Annotated in this window: 16 protein-coding genes; all 16 read right to left on the minus strand. The window is 50.8% G+C overall.

The genetic code is table 11. The features are described from left to right. Positions 1-15: 15 nt before the first annotated feature. Positions 16-2,220 carry a CDC48 family AAA ATPase gene (locus L5656_RS04115; protein ID WP_297199446.1) on the minus strand — a complete coding sequence of 735 codons (2,205 nt, stop codon included), beginning with the start codon at positions 2,218-2,220 and terminating at the stop codon, positions 16-18. A 322-nt stretch (positions 2,221-2,542) separates the two neighbouring features. Next, positions 2,543-3,232, minus strand: a complete 690-nt coding sequence (locus L5656_RS04120) for a GntR family transcriptional regulator (RefSeq protein WP_297199449.1) — start codon at positions 3,230-3,232, stop codon at positions 2,543-2,545. 296 nt (positions 3,233-3,528) lie between these two features. Beyond that, complete coding sequence (gene selD / locus L5656_RS04125; protein ID WP_297199452.1) at positions 3,529-4,578, minus strand: selenide, water dikinase SelD; 1,050 nt, start codon at positions 4,576-4,578, stop codon at positions 3,529-3,531. Between the two features lie 73 nt (positions 4,579-4,651). Further along, on the minus strand, positions 4,652-5,515 hold the full coding sequence (locus L5656_RS04130; protein WP_297199455.1) for a helix-turn-helix domain-containing protein: 864 nt from the start codon (positions 5,513-5,515) through the stop codon (positions 4,652-4,654). Continuing rightward, on the minus strand, positions 5,499-6,899 hold the full coding sequence (locus tag L5656_RS04135) for a cobyrinate a,c-diamide synthase (RefSeq protein WP_297199459.1): 1,401 nt from the start codon (positions 6,897-6,899) through the stop codon (positions 5,499-5,501). Before L5656_RS04135 ends, L5656_RS04130 begins: the two co-directional genes overlap by 17 nt. A 29-nt stretch (positions 6,900-6,928) precedes the next feature. Then, the gene (locus tag L5656_RS04140) at positions 6,929-7,966 is read right to left on the minus strand and encodes a hypothetical protein (RefSeq protein ID WP_297199462.1); all 1,038 of its coding nucleotides are present in this window, start codon (positions 7,964-7,966) and stop codon (positions 6,929-6,931) included. Beyond that, a complete protein-coding gene (locus L5656_RS04145; protein ID WP_297199465.1) occupies positions 7,950-9,140 on the minus strand; it encodes a hypothetical protein in 1,191 nt (396 codons plus the stop codon). Before L5656_RS04145 ends, L5656_RS04140 begins: the two co-directional genes overlap by 17 nt. Positions 9,141-9,154: 14 nt before the next feature. Further along, positions 9,155-9,409: a TusE/DsrC/DsvC family sulfur relay protein gene (locus L5656_RS04150; protein ID WP_297199468.1), complete on the minus strand. Its 255-nt coding sequence runs from the start codon at positions 9,407-9,409 to the stop codon at positions 9,155-9,157. A gap of 99 nt (positions 9,410-9,508) precedes the next feature. Next, positions 9,509-9,826 (minus strand): TusE/DsrC/DsvC family sulfur relay protein, encoded by a 318-nt coding sequence (locus tag L5656_RS04155; protein WP_084666083.1) that lies wholly within the window; start codon positions 9,824-9,826, stop codon positions 9,509-9,511. Between the two features lie 50 nt (positions 9,827-9,876). After that, the gene (locus L5656_RS04160) at positions 9,877-11,253 is read right to left on the minus strand and encodes a (Fe-S)-binding protein (RefSeq protein ID WP_297199473.1); all 1,377 of its coding nucleotides are present in this window, start codon (positions 11,251-11,253) and stop codon (positions 9,877-9,879) included. Continuing rightward, positions 11,250-11,921, minus strand: a complete 672-nt coding sequence (locus L5656_RS04165; RefSeq protein ID WP_297199477.1) for a respiratory nitrate reductase subunit gamma — start codon at positions 11,919-11,921, stop codon at positions 11,250-11,252. Before L5656_RS04165 ends, L5656_RS04160 begins: the two co-directional genes overlap by 4 nt. A gap of 111 nt (positions 11,922-12,032) precedes the next feature. Beyond that, positions 12,033-13,091 carry a dissimilatory-type sulfite reductase subunit beta gene (gene dsrB / locus L5656_RS04170; RefSeq protein WP_297199479.1) on the minus strand — a complete coding sequence of 353 codons (1,059 nt, stop codon included), beginning with the start codon at positions 13,089-13,091 and terminating at the stop codon, positions 12,033-12,035. Beyond that, positions 13,084-14,277: a dissimilatory-type sulfite reductase subunit alpha gene (gene dsrA, locus L5656_RS04175; protein ID WP_297199482.1), complete on the minus strand. Its 1,194-nt coding sequence runs from the start codon at positions 14,275-14,277 to the stop codon at positions 13,084-13,086. The genes dsrB and dsrA overlap by 8 nt, the downstream gene beginning before the upstream one ends. Before the next feature lie 121 nt (positions 14,278-14,398). Continuing rightward, entirely contained in the window at positions 14,399-14,587 is a 189-nt protein-coding gene (locus L5656_RS04180; RefSeq protein WP_297199484.1) for a 4Fe-4S binding protein, read from the minus strand. 204 nt (positions 14,588-14,791) lie between these two features. Then, entirely contained in the window at positions 14,792-14,932 is a 141-nt protein-coding gene (locus L5656_RS04185) for a hypothetical protein (protein WP_297199487.1), read from the minus strand. 14 nt (positions 14,933-14,946) lie between these two features. Then, the gene (locus L5656_RS04190) at positions 14,947-16,332 is read right to left on the minus strand and encodes a putative sulfate exporter family transporter (protein WP_366017886.1); all 1,386 of its coding nucleotides are present in this window, start codon (positions 16,330-16,332) and stop codon (positions 14,947-14,949) included. Positions 16,333-16,587 lie beyond the last annotated feature (255 nt).

Consider the following 16,587-nt stretch of genomic DNA (forward strand, 5'->3'; position numbering starts at 1 on the left):
TCCCCTAACTGCCCATCACCTCCCTATCTTACTCCATTCCCGCCCGCTTCCGGAGGCAGGCCATACCTGGCGCAGGTTGCGCGCTTCCGGTTTACCAGTTTCTTGGCATTTTTCCTCAATTATCTCTTTCAAGGCCTGCTCCAGATGGCGGCAAGAGATACGCCAGAGTGCCTTGTTTTCTGGCGATACTCTACCACTTGTTACAGCTTCACTTAGGGCCAAGAGCGCGGCTCTCTTACAGATAGCCTCAAGTTCTGAACCTGCCAATCCTTCCGTCATGCTAGCCAGCGTCTCTAGGTTCACATCCTCGGCCAGAGGCCTCCTCCTAAGATGAACCTTAAGTATCTCCAGTCTTTCTTTGGGTCCGGGAAGTGGAAATTCCAGGATAATGTCAAAACGTCCCGGCCGTAAAATAGCAGGATCCACCAAGTCTATTCGGTTGGTAGCGGCGAGAACAATTACTTCCCGGAGCTCTTCTAGTCCGTCCAGCTCGAGCAAAAACTGACTTACCAGGCGGCTCGCTAAACCGCCTTCGCCTCCCCTACGTACTGGCGCTAGAGCGTCTATTTCGTCAAAGAAGAGGATACAGGGGGAAGCCTGACGGGCCTTCCTAAAGACCTCATGCAATGTCTTTTCCGCTTCCCCCCACCAATGGGAAAAGAGGAGGGAACTATTCACGGGTATGAAGTTTACCTGGCTTTCCCGGGCCAAGGCTTTAGCCACCAAGGTTTTGCCCGTCCCCGGAGGGCCAGAAAGGAGCACACCTTTGGGCGCTTTCAAATCGAAATGCTGGAAAAGTTCGGGATACTTTAGGGGCCACTCTACCAAGGCTTGAAGACGAAGCTTAACAGAATCGAGACCTCCTACGTCCTCCCAGGATACACTAGGGATCTCGGTAGCAAATTCCCGTGTAGCCGAGGGCTCAATTTCCGCCAAAGCATCCAGAAAATCGCGCATAGTTACTTTAAGGTCCAGAGTAGCTGCCGCGTCGTTGCCCAGGGGTACGTCTTTAAGAACCCGGCGCAGCGCATACATACCGGCTTCACGGCACAGGGCAGCTAAATCCGCACCTACAAACCCGTGAGTCATAGCAGCCAGGCGGGAAATGGATACGTCGGGCGCAAGGGACATTCCCCGGGTATGTATCCTTAATATTTCTTCCCTTCCCTTCTGGTCAGGCACATTTATAGCTATCTCGCGGTCAAACCGGCCGGGCCGCCGAAGGGCAGGGTCTACTAAATCAGGAATGTTTGTAGCCCCTATTACTACCACGTTGCCCCGCGACTCTAACCCATCCATCAAGGCTAATAACTGAGCCACTACCCGCTTTTCTACGTCACCATGGACGTCAGCCCGCCTGGGGGCGATAGCATCTATTTCGTCCAGAAAGATTATGCTCGGGGCTTTTTTCCTTGCTTCTTCGAAAACCTGCCTGAGCCTCGCCTCGCTTTCACCGTAATATTTATGCATTATCTCAGGCCCGTTGACGTGAATGAAATGGGCATCTGTCTCGCTGGCTACCGCGCGGGCAATGAGAGTCTTGCCAGTACCGGGAGGCCCGTACAGAAGTATTCCCTTGGGGGGGTCTACGCCCAACATCTTAAAGAGCTGGGGATACTTCAAAGGAAGCTCTATTATCTCACGCACACGCTGGACTTCCTTGGCCAGCCCGCCTATATCCTCATAGGTCACACGTTGTCTTTTGATTTCTCCGGCTTCCCCGCCTTTAAAGTGGACGGCCGTATCCTTGTTGATAACTACTGGTCCCCGTGGGGTGACTCCCTCTACTATAAACGCCTCTTCCCGGCCGCTAAACAAAGTGACGCTTACCTGGTCTCCCTGTATTACCGGAAGGCCTATGAGCCGGGTCTTAATGTGAGTTATTTCGTGCTCCCCTTCTAGGGTCCACCCGGGCAGTACGGGTGCGAGAACAACAATTTTAGCCCGCTGACATTCGACACGTTCCAAAACCACTTCTTCCCCTAAACCTACCTGAGCATTTTGGCGGATAGTCCCGTCCATCTGGATGGAACCGGAGGGACACCGGTCTGGAAAAGCGGGCATCACCCGGGCTACCGTGCTACGTTTGCCGGTAATGGCCACGATATCACCCGGATTCAAGGCCAGGCGCTTCATCACCTCATTTACTACCCGCACAATCCCCTTTCTTGCATCTTCTACCATGCCTTCAATTACCTTTAAGGTTACCTTATCTTCCATTTTCTGCCCTCCGGCCTCCTGGATCTGCTCTTGGTGCTATAATTTTGGCGCACGGTATACCAAGAATAGTTATTATTAATTGAATTACAGTTTTCGACAAATTATTTGTTCCCGCTATACTGAAAATATAACGGCTAGATCATTCCCCAAGATTATTTAACCTCAAACAACTGACGTTACCATCCTGGCTGAGCAGGCCAACTTAATTTGTGTACCATCTAATATATCCGGTCTAAATTTGGTATACCGAACTTGACGATATAATATTTCGCCATCGAGCTTAAAACTCCTGCTGGTTTTAAAAAAAATTTTTAGCAAAATTTTAGTCGCCACTTTCCTCTTCCAAAGCCAATTGTGCAAAGTAAGCCTGCCGGGAGTTCTCAATATGTTGGCGGGCTAACCTTTCGGCCTTATCCGGATCCCCTGCCTTCAACGCCTCTAATATCTCCCTGTGTTCCCTAGTAGCAGCATGGGTACGGCCCGGAACCGCATATCCGACCTTAGTAAAGCCTACTATATAATCCACCAAGCTGTTTATCATCTGGTGCAATCGGGGGCTTTCTGCCGCCTGATAGATTAATTCATTATATTCCATGTGCAGTCTTTCAAGCTCCTTAAGGTCTCGTCTCGCCCGGGCTTCCTCCATGCCTCGGACTAATTCTTCCAATTTTTCCAATTGTTTGGGGGTAATTTTTTCTGCCGCAAGCCTTGCGGCTAACCCCTCCAAAACAGCACGAATACTGTAAATCTCCCATGCTTCTCGCTTGGATATACGGGCTACGACTACTCCCCGCCGGGGCACATGCTCCACTAAGCCCTCTAATTCCAGCTTGCGTATAGCCTCTCTCACTGGCGTACGGCTCACACCTAGTTGGCGGGCAAGGTTCCGTTCCACCATCCTTTGCCCCGGCTGCAGCTTCCCTGTCAGAATGGCTTCCCGTAAAACCCGGTAAACTTCCCGGCGCACAGGTTGGTAGGTATCCAAGTCTATGGGTTTAAGCAGGCCTTCCACTGTTTTCACTCCTTTGAGTTTCAAGGCTTCAAGGGCTGGAATCTAAAAACGGAGCTTTGGTATTTGGCATACCTTAAAATAATTTAGCATACTGCCTATACTCGGGGCAATACTTTGTTCAAATCACCGTCGCCTGAGACCTGCTAAACTCTTTAATGCAATCGGTAACTTGGACTTTTTCTTGCGCCGACGCGTAAAACCCCACCGAGCGTTCTCCTTGTCTCTCTAGCAAAGCAGCCAGAACTCGGCTCGTCCCGAACAGTTTTGCCCGAAACAAAAACCTGGACACCCTAGTTTTAGAACACCTGAATCTGCCCCTCCCCCTCGGTTACCTCTCCGATGACACGGGCTGCTTCCACGCCCCGCTCGTGCAACCGCTCAAGCAATTCGGTGGCCTTCTCAGAAGGTACGGAAATTAAAAGCCCTCCCGAGGTCTGGGGGTCAAAAAGAAGGTCCTGCCAAGCCTCACTTACTCCCGGGGCAAACTTTACCTTCCCCTTGGCGTGCTCCCGGTTTCGGTAGGCACCGGCCGGTATCAGCCCCATGCCCGCAAAATCTAATACTTGGGGGAACACCGGTATTTCCCGAGTATACAATACCACATCCACCCGGCTACCCTGCGCTAGCTCCAAACAATGGCCCAAAAGACCAAAACCGGTTATATCAGTACAGGCATTTGCTCCAACTTCTACCATAACCTCCGCCGCATCCCTGTTAAGCAAGGCCATCCAGTATCCCATAAGCTTTTCCGTCTCTTTCCCTACCAGTTCTGCCTTAAGAGCCGTCGCCAATATTCCTGTTCCCAACGGTTTGGTAAGGATAAGTTTATCCCCCGGGCGGGCACCGCAATTGGTTATCACCCTTTCCGGGTGCACGATCCCGGTTACTGCCAGGCCATATTTGGGTTCCTCATCGTCTATACTATGCCCACCCACGAGGACAGCGCCGGCCTCCGCAAGTTTGTCTGCACCGCCCTTCAGTATCTCCCCCAAAACGGATAAATCCAGCTTTGCGCTGGGAAAACAAACGATGTTCATGGCTGTCAAGGGTCGGCCACCCATAGCGTAGATATCGCTTAAAGCATTGGCCGCGGCTACCTGGCCGAAAAGATAAGGATCGTCCACAATGGGGGTAAAGAAGTCCAGCGTCTGGATCAAGGCCAGTTCAGGAGTTAACCGGTAAACCCCGGCATCATCCAAGCTTTGGATCCCCACTAAAAGTTCGGGGTGGTGTACGACCTGGGCGGGCAAAAGATCCAAAATACGGTTAAGGGTCCCCGGACCCATCTTAGCAGCTCAGCCGGAGCTGCAAGAGAGGCGGGTAAGTTTTATCTCTTCCTTGCCCAAAGAGTTCACCCTCTTTTCGCGTTATCCCAGGCCTATTTTAGCACAAAAAGATTAGTTTAATTATAACCTTTGGTTATCCATGACCGGCCAGAACCCGTGCTAGGTCGACTAATAATTTTCTCTCTCTGCTAGTACACCTTTCTAGGAAGGATAAAAACTCTTGCTTCTCGTCGTCTCCCAACTCAAGCGGCCGACGGTAACGATTAAGTATCCTGATAAAGGAGGTCAAGCCCCCTATTTCCTCATCCGTCCATGAAGATATAGAATTTACCAACTCCTGCACGGCCGGCCGTTCTAAGCCCGGTGGTAGGGTAGGCTCTTCTTCCTCCATAAGGAAATAGCAGGTGGAGACCCCTAAAGCCTCAGCCAAGCGGCTTAAAGTGGCCAAAGAAGGCTGTATACGGTCAGTTTCGATCTGGCCGATAAGACTATGAGAGATACCTATCTGGTCGGCCAGTTCTTTCTGAGTAAGACCCATCTTTTCCCGTAATCGCCTTACCTTGGTGCCCAAAGTCTCACCGCGGTCCTCCTGTAAAAGATAGCTGGTACTGACCTCTAAAGCCGCAGCCAGTTTCTCCAGTGTCTTCAGGGAGGCTGTGGAGCGCCCCCTTTCAATTTCGCTGATATGAGCTAAGGATACTCCCGAGCGCTGGCTCAGTTCGTTTAAAGTGAGACCCCGCTGTTCCCGCAAGCGTCGCAGCTTGGCTCCGATGCGTGAAGTCGCCCCCTGAGAAAGCTCGCTATCCTTTTCCTCGAAATAGCTTATATCCACCCCGAGGATAGAAGCTGCTTCAGCCAAAGTAGCCCGGGAAAGGCGCCGCTTCCCCTCCTCTACTTCCTTCATACAATCCGGGGGGATATCCAAGAGATCGGCCAGTGTTTCCAAAGGCATCCCCCGTTCCTCACGTATTTGCCTGAGTCTAGCCCCTACCGACATTATGTTCCCCCTTCTGCGAGCCCGCCACCCAAGCCACTAATCTTTCGGCCCATTCCGGATGGGCAGGAGCAAAAAGATGAGTGTAACCTGCAAGTATATTCCTGTAAAGCAAGCCGTCGAACTTACCGTCGATTCCCCAACCCCGCACCACTCTGTAGGCAAAGTGAACAGCTTCCTTGTCAAGGTTGATTACACGCGAGTGGTGAAATTCGTGCCCTTTGACCCCTGCCTCCTCGTTAAAGAAAGGATTACCGGAACAGGCTTTCAAAAAGGTATATCCATGCCCTTGAGGCTTATTTTCCATCTGTACGTCCAAAGGTAAGGCCCCCACCATTTCATACCATCGCTCACCATATTTAATACGCCTGGCCAGGTACATAAGTCCTCCACATTCCGCGTAGATAGGCATACCCTCCCTGGCCACCCGGCGAATATCCCGTCTTAAAGAGAAGTTTTCTTCCAGGGCCCCTGCGAAAACCTCGGGAAACCCCCCTCCGATATACAGCCCGTCCACAGGTGGCAAGGCAGCCTCCTTAAAGCTATCGATAAAAACTAGCTCTGCGCCTGCCCGCGCCAAAGCTTCAAGGTTTTCCGGATAATAAAAATGGAAAGCGCGGTCTCGAAACACTCCCAGACGTACCTTTGCTACAGTAGCAATTTTTCGGTGTATCTTCCCACAAACAATGGGCGGGGCTGTCCGGGCTATATCCAACAAAAGGTCTAAGTTTACACCAGCCTCTACCGCTCCCCGTGCAGTTTCCAAAGCTACGTGTAACCTTTCGTTTTCAGTTGCAGGAACCAACCCCAGATGCCGGTCGGGTATGAGGTATCGGTCGTCTTTAGGTATAGCACCTACCACAGGTATCCCCGTATACTTTTCAATAGCACACCTTAACATCTCTTCATGCCGAGGCCTGGCCACCCGGTTTAAAAGGATACCTGCTAACCTAACTCGCGGGTCAAAGTTCTTAAAACCTTGGACCAAAGCTGCTGCACTTCTGGTCATCCGGGTAGCATCTAAAACCAATACCACCGGCGCCTCCAAAGATAAAGCAATTTCGGCTGTACTACCGGTACCCTCAAGGTCCAACCCGTCAAATAGGCCCATGGCTCCTTCCACTATGGCTAGATCTGCTCCCTGACAACCTAAAAGAAAGGAGTTGCGCAACTGATGAGGTGCCATAAAATATAGGTCTAAGTTACGGCAGGGTCTTCCGGAAGCTAAAGTCAACCAGCTCGGGTCTATATAATCGGGGCCCTTTTTAAAGGGCTGAACTATAAACCCCCTTTTAACTAAAGCAGCAATTAAACCTAAAGTTATAGTCGTTTTACCGGACCGGCCGTGGGGGGCACCCAAAACAAACCGGGGAATAGTAACGTGCATGACGGCTTTCCCTTCCTGGGATCTCCTAGCTAAAATTTAAGGTAGAGGTTTTGCCTAAAACGAACGTCAGAGCTACCTCCTACGGCTTGAAGGAAGCGACCCCATCCCATTCGCTCAACAAAAGCTCCTAGCCTTTCTCCGGCCTGCGCCTTTTCTATCCAGACTTCCAAAATGCAACTTATTTTTTCCTTGATTTCCTTATATTCCGGGGGCTTTACAGGTAAAAACGGAAAAACTACCCCCGCCAAGGAAGGTGCCGGCCCTCCCCGGCCCCCGACCAAGATGGCCGCGCCCCGTTCCCCCTTTAACTTTATCCCGGCGGCCGCTGCCTGCATACACGAGCCGCAGCGCACACAGCGAGCCAAATTTATAGTTACGGAAGTTCCCTTAGGAGTAACTTTAGGCCGGATGGCTTTGGTAGGGCACCAGGAGACGAGCAACCCTATATCTTCGTTAGCTTCTACCAAAGCTTCATCGTCTACCTCGGGAAAACCCTGGTACACCCCGATGATGCCGATATCAGCCTCCACTCCGCCTCCGCACCCGTTGGGGCAACCGCTTATGGAAATTTTAAGCCACGCGGGAAGGCCAAAATCCTGAAAATACCGCCAAAGATGATCTCCCAAAGCTTTAGCCAGGCTAGGAGCATCCAGGGCTGCATTCTGGCAGTGGACAAAGGAGGTACAACATTTTATCTGGTGGGCTGTCTTACCTGTCCCACCCACCAAAAATCCGGCCTGGTGTATCTCCTCAAGAAGCATATCCAGCTTGGCAGGGTCTACTCCTACCAGCTCAAAGGATTGGCGGGAGGTACGCCGGCCAACCAACGCGTATTTACGGATCCAGCTGGCCAGCAGGCGCAAAGAAGGGGCGGCCAGAAGCCCGTTGGGCGGAAGAAGGATTCTTACACTCAAAAGAATGCTCCCGTCTCGGCCTACATGTCTGAGAACTCCGGGTTGAACCGTCTCATGCCAGATCCACTTACCCGCCATCTCTTTAAGATATGAAGGTAATTCACGCCGGAAATCGGGCATTATCCCGGCCGGCATTTCATCCTGTACAGCCATAGAAGGCCCCCTTTATTTCCACCACGGTACCTTTACAAGGGCGAAAAACATTCTTCCTCGGCATCTCTACTACCTGGGGCTCCACACTAAGCCCCAACTCGCGCAGTATCCTGCTAGGACCTACGCGGCTTATAAAGTCCCCCACCCTTTCCTTGGGTTTGGCCTGGTCCGCCCAAAACTCCAAAAAGGCGCCGAAAAGATCGCCCAACGCATCATAATCTTCCGGACCCCTGATAGGGAAAAAGGGTACCATCACATAACCCACCATGGGGCCCTTCGGACCCCGGTGCCCGTATTTTCCACCCGCTACCCAAGCCACCCCGCGCTCTTTACCGGGGCGGATAGCCGAACATAAGTTTATACAAGTCATGCAGCGAACACAAGCCTCTGGGTCTACCTTAAGCTTAGAAGACTTACCTTCCACTACAAGGGCCCCTTCTGGGCAGGCCTCTATAAGACCCTGCCAGTCCCCTCCGCTTTTTACCCACTCCTCCAGCAAAAGTTCATCGATAACGGGCAGGTCCCGGTAAACGCCAATAAAAGAGTGGTCTTTTTGCATCATCGCCCTAATGCAATCATTGGGGCAGCCCGCCACCCCGCTCTTGCATTTCTGAGGAAAACCCGGATATTGCTGGTCATCTATGAAACGCTGGCCCAAGTAGGTAGCCAGCCCCGGAGCATCCACCAGGGCCAGATCACACCGCGCAGGCCCGCAACAGGAGGTGATGCAACGTAGGTCATCTCCCGTGGAGCCTACATCGTAACCTAAAGCATTAAGCTCGCGCACCAAAGGTACTATATTTTCTCGCGTAGTGTAAATCTCTAGGGTCCCGCCAGTCGTAAAATGTACCAAGCCCTGCCCGTACCGTTCGGCCAGGTCAGCCAAGGCTTCCAAGGTTTCTGCGCTCATCCACCCGCCTGCCGGACCTAAAATGCGGATGAAGGGAGACTCCGCCCAGACCTCCGGGTAGCGGCTGAGCCTTAAGGAAGTCCCTGAGGGAAGCTCTGGTATTGAAAGATACCCGCCCGGCCCGAAGGCAGAAGCCCCTTCCTTAAGGCCGGCCTCGTATATCTCCAGGGGATAACGGCTTGAAGCCAGTTCCTTTACATGGCTGGGATACGGGCCGTTGAGGAGCCGGGAACAAAAAGATAATTCTTTTTCTTTTTGCTTCATTCCAGCCCTTCCTTTTAGCACTCTTTGGGCATGGGCAGCCCTGTTATCTTGCTTATTTCTCCAACGGGATTCCCCGGGAATAACTTATAAATTTTCTTCTTTTCCCACCCGCTAAGCTTCATAAGGGTACGCAGGGTACAAATGGTCTTGTGCTTCCGGTAATAATCGTAACTTAACTCTAGAAGATACCAGTGTTCCTCCCCCAAATCTATACCCCGCTCCCTGGCCCTATCCATAATGGCTTCCCTTTCCGCCTGCGAAAGGCCCATAGAAGAACCCCCGGGTCTAATTTTAACATATCAACAAAATAAACGAAATAAATGATTGAGGCTAGCCGTGGTTAACCCAGCTAGCCTCAATTTGGTAGTTTACACACACCCTGTAGGCTTGGGCAGACCGGCGATCTTACAGGCCCCTTTGGCCGGGCCGCTAGGAAATAGATCGTAGATCTGCTTAAGGCTAAAGCCTGTCTCTTTGCATAATTTCCGTATCATGGGAGCAATACCAAATTGCTGGTAATACTGCCGCAGGTAGTTGATGACCTTCCAGTGATCTTCCGTAAGCTCCGTTACTCCTTCCGTCTCGGCTAGGGCTTTAGCTACCTCCTCGTTCCATTTTTCCGGGTCCTGGATGAACCCGTCCTCATCCACTTCAATTTCAATACCCGCCAACACCATTTTCGGCATAAGGCATACCTCCTTGCTTTAATATTTTTACTAACGCTTTAACCATCCCCCTACCTCACCAAAGCGTTAGCCACCAGCTCGCTTATCCCCGCAAACCTAAGGGGAAGTTTGTAATAGTTTATAATCTCCCGGAACTGGCCCTTACAATTAGAGCAGGCCAAGGCCACTATACTGGCTCCCGTAGCTTTAAGCTGTTCGGCTTTAATTTTACCATAAGTCTCCATACGGAATTTAAGAAAATCACCTTTAGTCATTATGGCAAATCCGCTACCGCCCCCGCAGCAGTAGCTCATCTCCCGGTTGGGCTCCATTTCCCGGAAATCCTTACAGCAGGCTTTAAGGATACGGCGGGGCTCCTCATAAAGCCCGCCTAATCGCCCCAGCTTACACGAGTCATGATAGGTTACGGGCTCCGGATTCTTCTCGGGGTCTACTTTTATTCTACCCTCCCGGATCCACTCGTCTATAAGTTCCAGAATGCTTTTCACTTCAAAAGGTCTTTCTGAGGGAGGGATAAGCCTTAACATAAGATATTTAAAAGCCTCAAAGGCATGCCCGCATTCGCCTACCACCAGCGTTTTTACCCCGAGATTAACAATGGTTTTAATTTGCGCCTTCAGTACCTCGGTAAACTCTATATCGCTGAAAAATACTCCGTAATTCACCGCATCATTGATCCCCGTGTCTGGCGAATTAAGGGTCCAGTCTACTCCCGCCGCGTGGAATATTTCCGCTGCTCCCATCACTGTTTCGGCAAAGGCCAAGTAATCCCCTGCGTTATGCATGACGAGGTATTCGGCACCCTTTTTATCTACAGGTATTTTTATCTTATATCCTCTCTGGTCTTCAATTTCCTCCTCTAAAAACTCGATAATATCCAAAAATGCGGCCGTCGGAGTCCCCGTCGCGTTTCCCATCTCCAGTTGCTTGCGGGTACCCTTTTCCTTTAACTCATCGGGTGCTATACCTATGGCGTCAAAAATTTTTCTGGCTTCCCTTACAATGAGCCCGTTATCTATGGCTAACGGGCAGACATAGGCGCACCGGCGGCAAACAGTACAGCGGTATATGCTCTCGGCCAAGGCGTCTAACTTATCCTCCGTCAGGTCTTCCGCCCCTACCAACCCGGGGAAAAGCCTTCCCGGCCAGGTAAAATACCGCCGGTAAACCTTACGGATCAATTCAGATCTCACAGCAGGGTGATATATCTCTTTGCGCCCGCTGGATATATATACCGGGCATACCTCAGCACAAGTGCCGCATTTCATACAAACATCCAGGGAGAGCACATAGGGCAGCCAAAAGGTCCAATTACTACGCCGGTCCAGCGACTTCTTCATCGCATCCAGGAAATGGGGGACGCGGACTTCATTGCTCCTTAGCATTTCATCCGAAAGGGCGCGGTAATCATCAAAAACTTTCCTCAATCCGCCTCACCCCACTTTACCCGGTGGTAGCTAAAATACTTAGCTGCAAAGTGGAACATACGGCCAAAAGGTAAATATATCAAAAATAGTTCTCCAAGTAAAATTTCCCAAAGGAACAAGGGGTTGGTAGGGACTCTTGGCGAAAATGTTAATATACCTAGTAAGTATTCCCTGACCTCTGCCGTACTGCCAAGAAAGCCGGTTATAAGACCTCCAAATGAAAGAAGAAATATAAGGAGGAGATTTAGATATTCCACAGGAGAAGACAGTTGCCTGAGGTCTCCACCTGTCCTCCTGAATATGAGCCACAAGGAACCCGCCCCGGCCAAAATACCTCCCAAAGTCCCCAACATACCTGCGAAGCCGGCCGAAAGCAGACCGGTCACAAGTACCAGTAACCATAAGGCCAGAAGGTATATCCCCCAATGCATCAAAAGGGAGGGAAGCCATAGCCTGCGGTTATAGGTATACAGACTGCGCAGGGTGAGGACTTCAACAACCATTTCCTCTAGTTTGCCTGCCGTAGTACGGGGATAGGGAAAAAGCTCCCAGTGTAGATGTTTAGGCGCCCGGGCCCAAAACGAAATTTTATAAAGGGAGCCCGCCAAGCAAACCCCAACTGCAGCGTAGGGTAACACTACTCCTATAACATAACCTATCCCCTCCATCTCTCGCCCTCCCTTCTCCCCTGGCTACCTCTTAAGTTAGCCCGTCCTTTTTACCTGATTGCATCTAAGCTTGCCCGTCCCGGCAAAGCTACACCGGGACGGGCCTTTATCCTACCACCGGAACTGGGTGGTGGTTCTAAAGGTAGGTACGCTAAAGATGAAGTCATCGATATGCTTATCAGTGAAGGGAATATCTGCCAGCTTGAAGAAGGTTTCCCAACCTATCCTCTCGATCCACTCGCCCATTCTTTCACCCTTGCGGGCATGGGTAGCCCAAACCTCCACCAGCTTCTTAACCGCCTCCACTACTTCCGGCCAGCGCGGTGGATTGTTGGGCAGGTAAGGAATGGCCAACCGGGAGAACATAGGTGCCGTGCGGGCATTGGAAACCTTTCCACCCACCCAGATGGAGACACCGTCGTTCTCGGGATCCATAATCTGCATAGCCGGCGACATGGTGAAGCAGTTCCCGCAGTACATGCAACGCTCCTCGTTAACCTCTACACTCTTAAGTTTAGGATTAGGCCGGATGGCGCCCGTGGGGCAACTGGCCACAACGGTGGGGATCTCGCTCACCTTGGCCAAAAGTTCATGATCCACCCGCGGGGGTGTGCGGTGCACACCCAAGATAGCTATATCTGAGCAGTGGACGGCCCCGCACATGTTAAGACAGCACGCTAGGGAAATGCGCAGTTTGGCCGGTAGCTTCTCCTCCACGAAGTATTCGTACAGCTCATCCATTACCGCTTTTACTATACCTGAGGCATCGGTAGCCGGGGTATGACAGTGGATCCAGCCCTGGGTGTGTACCATGTTACTCAAGCAATTACCGGTGCCGCCTACCGGCCAACCTTTGGCCTTTACTTCCTGGATGAGCGGTTCGATGTTTTCTTTCTTGGTCACCAGAAATTCAATATTATGCCTGCTCGTAAACCGTACGTACCCATCGCAGTATTTATCGGCTAGATCGCACACTTCCCGAATGAAATCGGTGCTCACCAGGCGTGGCGAACCCACACGTATGCTGTATATCTCCTCCCCACTCTCCGCCACATGCTTCAGTACACCGGGTCGCAAGATCTCATGGTACTTCCAACGACCATAATTCCTTTTTATGACCGGCGGGAGCATCTCCATATAGTGGGGAGGTCCGAAATCGGTCCTAGGCATTTCTCTTCACCTCCTCAGGCCACCAGAAAACATAGGGGTTGGCACGCGGACGGAATACCATCTGCGGTACCGGAGGCAGTCCTACTGCCTTAAGGAACGTCCGCATCCCAACGCGATAAATTAGTTCGCCTATCCTCTCCCGGTTCTTACCGTTTTCATCCCACCAATCAAAGATTCTCCTAAGAAGGTCTTTGAGCTCCGTATAAGGAGGTTTAAGCTCCATAAAAGGCACGATAACCCATCCCAGGAAGGCCGACTTAAGTATGGTGGCCTTTCCACCGACCAGTAAGGTGGCACCCCTTTGTTCTCCGGGACGCAAAGCCTTGGGCATCTTGTTGATACAGTGCATACAACGGACGCAGTCTTCCGCCTTAAGTTTAAGCTCCTTCTTTTCACCGTCCCAGGCCAAGGCTCCGGTAGGACACTTTTCCACCACTTCTTCTTGGATATTCAATCCGGCATCCGCGTAGTCAGCCACCGCGGCCTGATCTATCTGGATCGCGCCCTTCCAAGTACCAATGATGGCAAAATCAGCCCTGGCTATAGATGCTACACAATCGTTAGCGCAACCGGAAACTTTTATTTTAAACTTGTAGGGCCACTGCGGGCGGTGGAGGAAATCCTGGAATTCTAGGGTTAAACTGTGGCATACATCCAAAGTATCTATGCAGGAGAATTCGCACCTGGCCGGTCCCACGCATGCACTCGGCGTACGCAGGCCGCCACCGGACCCCCCCAGATCGAAGCCGGCGTCACTCAGCTCATCAAAGCAAGGTTGGAGGTTTCCTGTGGTAGTGCCGAGCAGTATAATATCTCCTGTGGAGCCGTGGAAATTAGTCAACCCGCTACCATATTTATCCCAGATATCACACAGCTTACGGAGAGCCTCAGTGGTGTAAAACCAACCGCTGGGCTGGTTTATACGCATGGTATGAAATTCCTTAACATGAGGGAACTCCTCGGGTTTATCGGAATAACGGCCAATTACACCGCCACCGTAACCCTTGACGCCGACAATCCCACCATGCTTCCAGTGACCGATTTTCTCAGCGTATGATAAATCTAGCTGGCGCAAAAGGTCGCCTGCCGATGGATGTTTTTCCGCTGCCCGCTTTATCTCCTTTACGAAGCTGGGCCACGGACCCTTTTCCAGTTCGTCCACACGTGGTGTTTGGGCATTAGCCATTTAAAGTTCACCTCCAGGCCTTTCGGATTGAATTAAAAAACTATTGTCTGGATGCCGTCTAGGTCTACTCCCCTCAAAGCCACCTCCTTGAAAGCTACATTCCGGTTTCATGTACTTCGGGCTAGTATTCCTGTACCGTTACAGCTCCAGTAGGACACACAGAAGTACAACTTTCACATCCCAGGCACTCCACTGGATCTCCTGTGACTTCCGCTTTACCATCCGCCATAGAAAGGATCTGAGCCGGGCAGGCCGCAGCACACTCGCCGCACCCGCTGCATTTTTCTTGGTCTACATTGACTAGAAACATCAAAGTTCCACCTCTTTTGCTCCGTTTCGTTTTCGTTATAGCAAGTACGTTTTTCTTTTTAACTAAAAGTTCCTTGCTATAACAACTAAGATATATTTCGACGTTCGAGCCAAAAATCCTGCTATGAATAAAAGAAATTACGGTATAATTAAAAAGCCTATATAAAAAATTGCCCCGGGCATCCCCCGGGGCTGTACACCCGCCTTATAGTGCCGTATGGCTCACCCAGACTAATAAAACAAGCAATACTAGCCCTAACCCCAAACTATAACTTATAAGTCTCTTTTCTACAGGAAGAAGGTCAAACCATTGTTCTTGCTCGGGTAAGGGTTTCCCCTGCGCCATAAACCGACCCCCCATTATGCCGCCGAAGGCGGAGTTATTCCGTGGAAGAACAACCAGGAAATTATAAGCCCTATCCAAATAATGAACCCGAACAGACATACAAGGTACACTAAAGCTAGCCGTCCCATGCCCTCTTCCCTAAGCTTCTTAAAGTTGGACATCAAACCGATAGTAAAGAAGGTCAGGGCAAAGAAAATCCCCCGGAAAGTATCCGCTTGACCTACTCCAGCACTGAGTAGCTTTAGAGTATCTTTACTCGCACTAGAGCCAATAAGCAGCACCAGTAGGAAAAGGGCTGCATAACCTAGCACGAATTTGGGGAAGCGCACCCAGATGTCCGCAGCAGAAACCTTTTCCCCTTCGCGCCCCTCTATCTTCCAGGCCCAGATAATGGCCAGAATGAAAGCCCATATAGCGATAAAGATATCGATAAACACCTTTACTGTAGTGGTGGCCATGAGCATCCAGCCTTCTTGCCACTTGATCCCTAAAGCCGTAGCTGCTTTAGCCCGGATTAAAGCATCTACCATCGCTCCGCTGGCAGCCGCAGCACCATCAGTCTTAACCGCCAGCCCCATCCAGGCCCCCGCCACCATGGGCTCCTTATAAAGCCAGGCCTGCGCCACAAAGGGGAGTATCAAAAGTTCCACTACTGCAAAGATAATGACTAGCGACGATACTATCACAGGTACTATCGGGCGGGCCTTGATGGCCGCACCGGTGGCAATAGCCGCTGAAACACCGCAGATGGAGATACCCGAGGCCAATGGTGCTGCCCATTCCGGAGTAAACTTGAAGTACCTACGGGCGATGAAATACACCAAAGGCCAATAAATAAGATAGGCTTCGATAATGGCGCATAAGCCTCGGAATACTACTTGAGCGGCTAAACCTGTAGATTGAAGGGCATACATACCCACTTTGGCGCCCAAGATGACAATGGCCGTCTTTACAAACCATTCCGGTTTAGTGGCCTCCTGAAGATACCTGGCCAACCCGGGCCAGAAGTTACCAATAAGGAGACCTATGATGAGGGCTATGATAAATCCGGCCTCTCCTGTAAGCCTTAAGGACCAATTAATATTGTATTTGGCATATTGGTCGGGGGTAACTGCGATGAAGGCGTAATGCCCTAGCATCCAGCAAAAATAGGTGATCCAAAAGATAATAGTAAATCCAGCGATAAAGCGGCCTACATTACCACCCATGGCAGCGACGCCGATGCTCAATAACACTGTAATGAAAACATAGGTCAAAATGAGGGAGACAATCCCAGGTAACCCCTTATACACATCTGAGACTGGCGATAAGGCCTTGGCTATATCTAGCCATATATTAGTTTTTACTACCCAGCCAATGATATCGAGGCCCGCCACTTTAAGCAAGCCCAAAAGAAAGATAAAACCACCTATCCATACTGCCCACCAGTCTTCGGTTTTAAGTAACGGTGATCTGGCCCCCTTGGCCTCCCTGCGTCATATACTCCCCCTCCTCCTTAGTTTAAAATGCCTTGCTGAGCACCTAATTTTTAAGCCCCAAATGCAATATTTTATTTATCTCCCTCCTTTCTTCGGCCTTATGCCTCATAGGGCTTTGCTCTATAGGTTCTCTTCGGTATAATTTTATTTTGTTTTGGTGTAGATTAATGAAAGGGA

The organism is Thermanaeromonas sp. (genome assembly GCF_021890735.1).
GTDB lineage: Bacteria > Bacillota > DSM-521 > Neomoorellales > Neomoorellaceae > Thermanaeromonas.

Bases quoted from the DNA above. Each gene is read 5' to 3' on its own strand.
- L5656_RS04115 (WP_297199446.1), bottom strand. From the start codon at position 2,220: ATGGAAGATAAGGTAACCTTAAAGGTAATTGAAGGCATGGTAGAAGAT.
- L5656_RS04130 (WP_297199455.1), bottom strand. From the start codon at position 5,515: ATGTCGGTAGGGGCTAGACTCAGGCAAATACGTGAGGAACGGGGGATG.
- L5656_RS04135 (WP_297199459.1), bottom strand. From the start codon at position 6,899: ATGCACGTTACTATTCCCCGGTTTGTTTTGGGTGCCCCCCACGGCCGG.
- L5656_RS04140 (WP_297199462.1), bottom strand. From the start codon at position 7,966: ATGGCTGTACAGGATGAAATGCCGGCCGGGATAATGCCCGATTTCCGG.
- L5656_RS04145 (WP_297199465.1), bottom strand. From the start codon at position 9,140: ATGAAGCAAAAAGAAAAAGAATTATCTTTTTGTTCCCGGCTCCTCAAC.
- L5656_RS04150 (WP_297199468.1), bottom strand. From the start codon at position 9,409: ATGGGCCTTTCGCAGGCGGAAAGGGAAGCCATTATGGATAGGGCCAGG.
- L5656_RS04155 (WP_084666083.1), bottom strand. From the start codon at position 9,826: ATGCCGAAAATGGTGTTGGCGGGTATTGAAATTGAAGTGGATGAGGAC.
- L5656_RS04165 (WP_297199477.1), bottom strand. From the start codon at position 11,921: ATGGAGGGGATAGGTTATGTTATAGGAGTAGTGTTACCCTACGCTGCA.
- dsrB (WP_297199479.1), bottom strand. From the start codon at position 13,091: ATGCCTAGGACCGATTTCGGACCTCCCCACTATATGGAGATGCTCCCG.
- dsrA (WP_297199482.1), bottom strand. From the start codon at position 14,277: ATGGCTAATGCCCAAACACCACGTGTGGACGAACTGGAAAAGGGTCCG.
- L5656_RS04180 (WP_297199484.1), bottom strand. From the start codon at position 14,587: ATGTTTCTAGTCAATGTAGACCAAGAAAAATGCAGCGGGTGCGGCGAG.
- L5656_RS04185 (WP_297199487.1), bottom strand. From the start codon at position 14,932: ATGGCGCAGGGGAAACCCTTACCCGAGCAAGAACAATGGTTTGACCTT.